This is a genomic window from Halomonas marinisediminis, from assembly GCF_004347715.1.
Classification (GTDB): Bacteria; Pseudomonadota; Gammaproteobacteria; order Pseudomonadales; family Halomonadaceae; genus Halomonas; species Halomonas icarae.
Map to the genome: position 1 here is coordinate 152,719 of NZ_SLTR01000006.1, position 7,631 is coordinate 160,349.

Below are 7,631 nucleotides of genomic sequence, written 5' to 3' on the forward strand. Positions count from 1 at the left end.
TCGACATGAAAGCAAGTATTATTTATAACAAAATGAATTAAACATGATTGGTATCATATATCCCTGCCTTGTCGATGCCTCATCCCCCTTATCGACACAGTCAGCATCCACATTGACAGCGAAGCGGACGACGCGCCTGTCAACGAGTTGCCGACACAAAAATGGCCCGGGGAGAAATTCTTCCCGGATCCGGCGGCGTCCCCGGCAGGATTCGAACCTGCGACTGCTGATCTCGGTGACCAGCTCGCTAAGGCTGTCGAGCAGCTCCAGCAGGCCGCTGAGCGACAGCATCACAGGCAATATCGCCGAAGAGCAAAGCTCGACGGCGGGCGATCACTGCGAGCGTTACCGGGATCCACGAGAGTAGAGTCGGACATTTGGCGAGGCCTTCAACGGTCAAGGGCCGAGTCGGGGAGCTGCTTGCATGTGCCTGCCGATGCGGTGAGCATAAGCGCTCGAACCCTGCCGCCAAGGTGAACCGGGCATGATGCCCGCTTGGAGGATGGCTTAGGTTGTATGTCGCAGTCACGGCAGTGGTAGGAAAGGTACAGCGGAGCATTCGATCGATGAGCGACCATGGCGAACACCCCCCAAGGCAGGCCCCCCCGTGACAATGCCTCATCTTCGGCAACCAACGGAGGAACCGGTACAGAGCCATCCATTGCGAGTGGCGACACATCGCAACAGCCCCTTGCCGACGCATCAGCCCCGAGGACATCGCACCGTAATCCGGCGAAACCGATAACGCTCGTGATGCTGGTGTTGCTGGTCGCACTGGTGGCGCTCTATGCGTTGAGCGACCGTCTGGCCCCTTCCTCATCACGCGGCAGCGTTTCGGCGCATGTGGTGCAAATTGCACCGCGGGTTTCGGGTCAGGTGACGAGCGTGATGGTCGCAGACAATGCGGTGGTAGAAGCCGGCAGCCCACTTTTTTCCATCGATCGGCGCCCCTTCGAGCTGGCCGTCCAGCAGGCCGAGGCCAACCTGAACACCGCACTGCAGAACGTCAGCGCATCCGGTGCCTCGCTGGTCGCTGCACAGGCCGCCGTGACCCAAGCGCGCGTCGCACTCGACAACGCTCGCGCCGACGCGGATCGAATTCTGCGCCTGGAGGCGCGAGGGGTCATCTCTGCCAGCAAGGCCGATGAGGCGCGCGCCCGCGTGGCGGACGCTGCGGCCCAGCAGGAGAGTGCGCTGGCCAACCTCCAGAGCGCTCGGGCTCAGCTTGGGCCCCAAGGAGAGGACAATCCGGCAATTCTGGCGGCCGAGGCGCAACTGGCGCAGGCTCAGTATGACCTGGCCTCGACCATGGTGACGGCGCCGCATTTTGGCGTAGTCACCAATGTCACCCTGTCGGAGGGGCAGTACATCGGCGCCGGCAACCCGGCGATGACCTTTATCGATGCCGATGCCGCCTGGATCACGGTCGACCTGCGCGAGAATCAGCTCCAGAACATCGAGCCTGGTGATACCGCGTACCTGCTATTCGATGCCGTGCCCGGCAAGATCTTCGAAGGCCGCGTACAAAGCATCGCCTGGGGCATCAACCCGGGACGCAATGTGCAGGACGGCCTGGTGGTCAACCAGCCGAGCGACCGCTGGTTCGAACCCCCGCGGCGTATCCCGGTGCGAATAGAGTTGGCGGACGGCATGGAGGAGTGGCCTCGTCAGACGCGGGTCGGCGGCAAGGTCGATGTGGTGGTCCTGGCCGGCGGTAGCCAAAACCCGATTGCCTGGATGGCGCGTGGCTTACAGCGACTCCAGTCCTGGACCAGTTACCTGCACTGAGGCATACGCATGTACGTCGCCCCGCGTCCTGACGTCAACGAAGACCCACTTTTCGCCGTGCGGCTGGCCACTGTCGGTGTGCTGTCCTATATCGCCGTACTGGTGATCAATCCGACCTTACCGCCAATCATCGCCGCACTTTCCGTCGGCATGATCGGCGCACAGCGCAAGGCATTCAGCATGGGCAAGGCCATCGGCGGACCGCTCGCCATGATCGTGCTGACCTATGCCATGGCATGGCTCGTTCAGGCGCTTCACAGCATGCCGCTCGTCTATATCGGTGTGATGTGGCTGCTGTACTTCGCCGGCTTCCATGCCATCCTCAAAACCGGCGCACCGGCAGGAATGCTCATCGTCATCGTTACCGTATTGATGTCGGTGATGGGCATGCATGGGGCGACAACGGTCGAGGCGATGCGTGTTGGTTTTCTGCAGGCCTCTCTGGTAGCGCTGGTCCTGGCACCACTGGTCTATCTGCTGTTTCCGCCCCGTACCACCGAACAGCACTTGGACCGCCCGCAAGCGGGTGGCGGCAATGTGAGGGTGGGCGCAGCGATACGAGCCACCATACTGCTGGGCCTGAGCTTCTGGCTGTATGCCGTGATGCAGCCCTCGGACATGATGATGGCGGTTATCGCCGCGATGGTGCTGGTCTTCCCGACACGAAGGGCTGTGTTCTTCGAAGCCGTACAGCGTATCCGAGCCACGCTCTATGGCGGCGCGGTCGCATTGGGGGTGCTGGCACTGTTCACCATGTCGCCGCACCTGCCGATCTTGCTGTGTTTGATCTTTCTTGGCTGCCTGTGGTTGGCAAGTGGCATGTTGAGCGGACCCCACCCAAGCAATGTCTATCAGTACGCCATATCCGTCGCGCTGTCGTTGATCGCCGGCGCACTCTCTACCCAGGACGCAGGCTATGCCACCTTCACGCGCATCGTGCTCACGCTGACCGGCGCATTTACGGCTGCCTTCGCCGTTGCCCTTCTCGACGCCCTGACACGCTGGCAGAAGGAGCAGTCCGACTCTCCATCGAACGCATGCGCGCAGGCAACGCCACCCCATTGAACCGCTGGTATCCGTTAGCGAACTGGCTCTGAGGGTCGGGTACAGATACGCATAAGACCCTGCATCATTCCAATAGGGATCGATGCCTGCTCACACCTCTCTCATGAAGCCACTCGCCAGTAATACATTCCTGATCGCTTTCGAAGAATCGTGGCGTGGACATGATTATCGCAGGGCTTTTCCGCCAGTCCGACACACACATGCAACGGCAGCAGGTGCTCCTCCCGGGGGTGGCAGAATCGGGCATGGGGGGCGAGATCCCAGTGGATCAGACGCTCGGCTCGCTCCCCCTCCTCGATCTCCACACTGGCACAGGTCTCCTCGAGCCAGTCCTCGAAGGCCTGGTTGCGGGCCTGGATCTCCGGGGTGTCGGGGGCAAAGAAAGCGCCCATGTTATGGAAGGAGAACCCGGACCCGATCACCAGCAGGTCGTCGACGTCCAGCGCCTGCAGCGCCTTGCCGATGGCCAGGTGGGTCTCGGCATCCAGGCTGTCGACCAGCGACAGCTGCACGCAGGGGATATCCGCCGCCGGATACATCAGCTTGAGCGGGACGAACAGCCCGTGGTCGAAGCCCCGCTGATCATCGAGTCGCGCCGAGATCCCGGCCTGCTCCAATGCCTGATGGACCCGCCGCGCCAGTGCCGGCTCACCCGGGCAGGGATACGTGATCTCGTAGGACTCGGGCGGGAAGCCACCGTAATCGTAGATCAGCGGCGGCTTGGCGCCCGAGGTGATCGTCGGGACCGCTGCCTCCCAGTGGGCGCTGATGACCAGGATGGCGGAGGGCTTGCGCAGCCAGCCCGCGATCTCCGTGAGCCGCGCCACCATCTCACGGTGGTTGGGATCGCCCAGCAGTGGCATCGGGCCGCCACCATGGGAGATGAAGAGTACATCGGTCGTGGTGCTCATCGCGGTCACTCCTCCAGTCAGCTTTCAGCGGACGTGACGTCGTCGGTTGACGTCAGATCGTGCCGGGGCCTGCCGGCACGATCCCGGTGGGATTCAGGGCCTTGATGGAATAGTACCCCGCCTGGATATGGTCGAGGCGCACGGTATCGGCGATACCGTCGAGGGCCAGCATCCGGTGCATGTAGGCGTGCAGGCCCGGCATGGCGCGCAGGGTGTTGCGGTTGCACTTGAACAGACCATGGTAGGCGGCATCGAAGCGCACCAGGGTCACGAACAGGCGCACATCGGTTTCCGTCAGGCGATCGCCGAAGAGATAGGCGCGCCCATCGGCCAGCCGGGACTCCAGCTCATCCAGCGCGGCAAACACCTTGCCGTAGGCCTCTTCATAGGCATGCTGGCTGGAGGCGAAGCCGGCCTGATACACGCCGTTGTTCAGGTCCGTGTACAGATAGGCGTTCAGAGCATCGATCTCGACGGCGAGGTCGTGCGGATAGAAGTCCGGCCCCTGATCCTTGATGCCGGCGAAGGCGCTGTTGAGCATCCGCACGATATCGGCGGACTCGTTGCTGACGATGGTCCCGGTCTGCTTGTCCCAGAGCACCGGCACCGTGGCGCGACCGGAGACCTGCGGATCGGCGCGGGTGTAGAGCTCGTGCATGTAGCGCGCGCCGTTCAGCGTGTCCTCGTCGGCGCCGGGATAGCCGCCGAACTGCCAGCCCTGATCGGTCAGCCGGGGGTTGACGACCGTGACGTCGATAACTCCCTTCAACCCCTTCAGTTCGCGAACCATCAGCGTGCGCGAGGCCCAGGGACAGATATAGGCGACGTAGAGGTGGTAGCGCCCGGACTCTGCCTTGAAGCCTCCCTTACCGGTGGGACCCGGCGCCCCATCTGGTGTGATCCAGTGGCGAAACGATGAGGTCTGGCGAATGAACCGCCCCTGCTCATCCTGCGCCTGCACCGGCTGCCAGTTCTCCTGCCAGACACCGTTTACCAGCATGATCCTGTTCTCCTGTGGTATGGGCACGCCCCTGGGGGGCGCGCCTGTCAGTCACTGTCGGCGGCATGTGGCGCCCGCTTACTGGCCTGAGACCGAGCTCTGGCCGTCTCGTGCATTCTCTAAAGAGTTGAGCAGCATATTATCCAGCGCGAGGCGCCCACCGCCCTGAATCGCCAGGGCCGTCGTGGCGGCGAACAGGGTCAGGGCATACTCGTAGCCGTTGTTGGCCATGAACAGGCCGTTGCCGATATGCACGGCGAAGATCGCCACCAGCATGGTGAAGGCGGATACCAGCGCCGCGGGACGGGTCAGCAGGCCCAGCACCAGCGCCAGCCCGCCGAAGAACTCGGCGCCACCGGCCAGCAGCGCCATCAGGGTGCCCGGGGCGAGCCCGATGCTGGCCAGCCACTGGGCGGTGCCTTCCAGGCCGTAGCCGCCGAACCAGCCGAACAGCTTCTGCGCGCCGTGGGTGGCCAGGATCAGCCCGACCGGGACGCGCAGGACCAGGGCGGCCATGTCGCCGCGGGAGTGGAGCAGGGTCTTCACGAGTGGGTTATTCATGATCATTACCTCGACGCTTTCTTGGGGAGAGAATGTCCCGAGGGCGCTCCCCCCGGGTGATGACGCCACCCTACTATCACCAAAAAGAAAGACTAAGACGGCAATTGTTGCCTTATCATCAATGCTATGTTGATAATTTGACTTGCCACCTCGCCAGGAGTCCCCGATGGACCGACTCGATGCCATGCGCGCCTTCATCAGCGTGGTCAGTGAGGGCAGTTTTACCCGCGCCGCCGAGCGCCTGGAGATGTCGCCGCAGCTGGTGAGCAAGTACGTGGCCCAGCTCGAGAATCACCTGGGGGTGCGACTGCTGAACCGTACCACCCGCAAGCTCCACCTGACGGAGGCGGGCAGGCGCTATCACCCGCGGGCCCAGCAGCTTCTGGTCGACCTCGACGACGTGGAGCAGCAGCTCGGCGACCTGCAGACCCAGGCCCGGGGCCTGCTGCGGATCAGCGCGCCGGTCTCCTTCGCGACCCGCCACCTGGCGCCGCTGCTCGGCGACTTCCAGCGCGACCATCCCGGCGTCGACATCGACCTGCAGCTGAATGACCGCAAGGTCGACATCGTCGAGGAGGGCTTCGATATCGCGCTGCGCATCGGCCACCTGAAGAGCTCGTCGCTGATCGCCAAGCGGGTCGCGCCAGTACGCCTGGTGCTGTGTGCCTCGCCCGCGTACCTGGCACGGCACGGCACGCCCCGGCGACTGGAGGACCTCGAGCCGCATCGCTATCTGCGCTACAGCTACATGGAGCAGGAGGCCGGCGAGTCGATCTTCCGCTGGTTGCCAGGCCGTGGCCAGCATCCTAGCGGCGACCTGGTCAGCAGCGATTTAGTCAGCAACAACGGCGATGTGCTGGTCGAAGCGGCCGTGGCCGGTGCCGGCCTCGTCCTGCAGCCCACCTTTATCTCAGGTGCGGCGATCAAGGCTGGCAAGCTGCAGGTCATCCTGCCGGAGTACGAGCCCAAGCCGATGTCGCTCTATGTGGTGTATGCCCATCGCCAGTTGCTGGCGAGCAAGGTGCGCTGTTTCGTCGACTTCATGGAGGGCTACTTCGGAGATCCTCCCTTCTGGGACAAGTTCGACTGACGCGACATCAACCGCCGCCAAAGTGTCGCGCTTCGCTGTTAGCGACCATCATCAAGTTCTTGATTCAGCGAGTAGCGAAGGAGGAAGGTGTCGATGCTCTGGCTGATCAGGGGCTCTTCGCGACGGCAACTGTGCATGCCACTACTGATCATCGGGCTGAGTGTGGTTGCCTTCGGCACCAGCTCACCGGAACTGGCGATGAGCCTCAAGGTGGACATTGAGGACCAGGTAGGAATCCGCTTGGGCACAAACAGAAAAAAGGGCCTGCAGCAGCGCTGCAGGCCCTTCGATATGCTTGGCGCGCCCGGCAGGATTCGAACCTGCGACCTTTGGCTTCGGAGACCAATCATGAAAACGTGGAAACCCCGCCGCTCGTGGCGGAGTGCTCAAAAAACAACTTGAAGATCAGTGACTTACAACCTTCAAAGGCCTAGATGTTAATTCACCAATGCCCGATTAACACCGCCTCATATACACATAGAATAGTTTAGTGGGCACAGGCTGTTAAGTCCAGGCATGTCAAAATCTACACCTCGGACCCTTGGCCAAGCGATGGATCAGGCGCTGGAAAGATACATTGGAGCCCCCTCGATTCGCATCGCCTCCACCTGGGGTGCATTGTGTCTCATATAGGAAGCTGGTATTGCCTGTTTCTGGTGTCGCTTGACACCTGGACCTCGCAAGGTGGCGTAACCCCCATGCTTTTCTGAGCATCGAAGCAACGAGCAGATCATCACGGTACGCGCACAAAACCTGAACACTCGTTCAATTACCGGTTTCTGGATAATTTACCGGATCGAGGATAAAAGGTGATAAAAGCCAGCTCCGTTTGCGTCTTTGGTGGACCTACCTGCCTATGAATACCGGTGCTGCCCAGGCCGTGTTGAAACAAGCCCGTGGTCGCGTCGAGACTCTGGGCTAAGCCACCCGGTCAGAGAAGCTCACACATAACCGCTGACTCCCAGTACGCATGCCAGGCCACCTGGCGCCAGCTCATTGCGGGTGGGTGCTGGTGGTCGCGAATAGGTGATCAGGTTTCATTTCGCAACCTGGGACACCCAGCCAAGCGGTGCCAGGTGGGTGCTGGTGGCCGCGAATAGGCGATCAGGTTTCATTTCGCAACCTGGGACACCCAGCCAAGCGGTGCCAGATGGGTGCTGGTGATCGCGAATAGGCGATCAGGCTTCATTTCGCGACCTGGGACACCCAGCCAAAC

At 62.0% G+C, this 7,631-nt stretch carries 6 protein-coding genes; 3 read left to right on the forward strand and 3 right to left on the reverse strand.

Annotation, left to right across the window (positions count from 1 at the left end; translation table 11 throughout):
* Nucleotides 1-753 precede the first annotated feature (753 nt).
* Entirely contained in the window at nt 754-1,788 is a 1,035-nt protein-coding gene (locus E0702_RS06820; protein WP_132042245.1) for an HlyD family secretion protein, read from the forward strand.
* A gap of 9 nt (nt 1,789-1,797) precedes the next feature.
* Nucleotides 1,798-2,853, forward strand: a complete 1,056-nt coding sequence (locus E0702_RS06825; RefSeq protein ID WP_132042232.1) for an FUSC family protein — start codon at nt 1,798-1,800, stop codon at nt 2,851-2,853.
* 101 nt (nt 2,854-2,954) lie between these two features.
* Here E0702_RS06825 and E0702_RS06830 read toward each other — a convergent pair whose 3' ends face one another.
* The 3 genes from E0702_RS06830 to E0702_RS06840 form a co-directional block, all read right to left on the reverse strand.
* On the reverse strand, nt 2,955-3,764 hold the full coding sequence (locus E0702_RS06830) for a DODA-type extradiol aromatic ring-opening family dioxygenase (protein WP_132042233.1): 810 nt from the start codon (nt 3,762-3,764) through the stop codon (nt 2,955-2,957).
* A 52-nt stretch (nt 3,765-3,816) separates the two neighbouring features.
* Nucleotides 3,817-4,764 (reverse strand): glutathione S-transferase family protein, encoded by a 948-nt coding sequence (locus E0702_RS06835; RefSeq protein WP_132042234.1) that lies wholly within the window; start codon nt 4,762-4,764, stop codon nt 3,817-3,819.
* 78 nt (nt 4,765-4,842) lie between these two features.
* Entirely contained in the window at nt 4,843-5,325 is a 483-nt protein-coding gene (locus E0702_RS06840; protein ID WP_132042235.1) for a DoxX family protein, read from the reverse strand.
* A 166-nt stretch (nt 5,326-5,491) separates the two neighbouring features.
* Here E0702_RS06840 and E0702_RS06845 point away from each other — a divergent pair, with 166 nt between their 5' ends.
* Entirely contained in the window at nt 5,492-6,415 is a 924-nt protein-coding gene (locus tag E0702_RS06845) for a LysR family transcriptional regulator (protein WP_132042236.1), read from the forward strand.
* Nucleotides 6,416-7,631: the final 1,216 nt, after the last annotated feature.

Bases quoted from the DNA above. Each gene is read 5' to 3' on its own strand.
- E0702_RS06825 (WP_132042232.1), top strand. From the start codon at position 1,798: ATGTACGTCGCCCCGCGTCCTGACGTCAACGAAGACCCACTTTTCGCC.
- E0702_RS06845 (WP_132042236.1), top strand. From the start codon at position 5,492: ATGGACCGACTCGATGCCATGCGCGCCTTCATCAGCGTGGTCAGTGAG.
- E0702_RS06840 (WP_132042235.1), bottom strand. From the start codon at position 5,325: ATGAATAACCCACTCGTGAAGACCCTGCTCCACTCCCGCGGCGACATG.
- E0702_RS06835 (WP_132042234.1), bottom strand. From the start codon at position 4,764: ATGCTGGTAAACGGTGTCTGGCAGGAGAACTGGCAGCCGGTGCAGGCG.
- E0702_RS06830 (WP_132042233.1), bottom strand. From the start codon at position 3,764: ATGAGCACCACGACCGATGTACTCTTCATCTCCCATGGTGGCGGCCCG.
- E0702_RS06820 (WP_132042245.1), top strand. From the start codon at position 754: ATGCTGGTGTTGCTGGTCGCACTGGTGGCGCTCTATGCGTTGAGCGAC.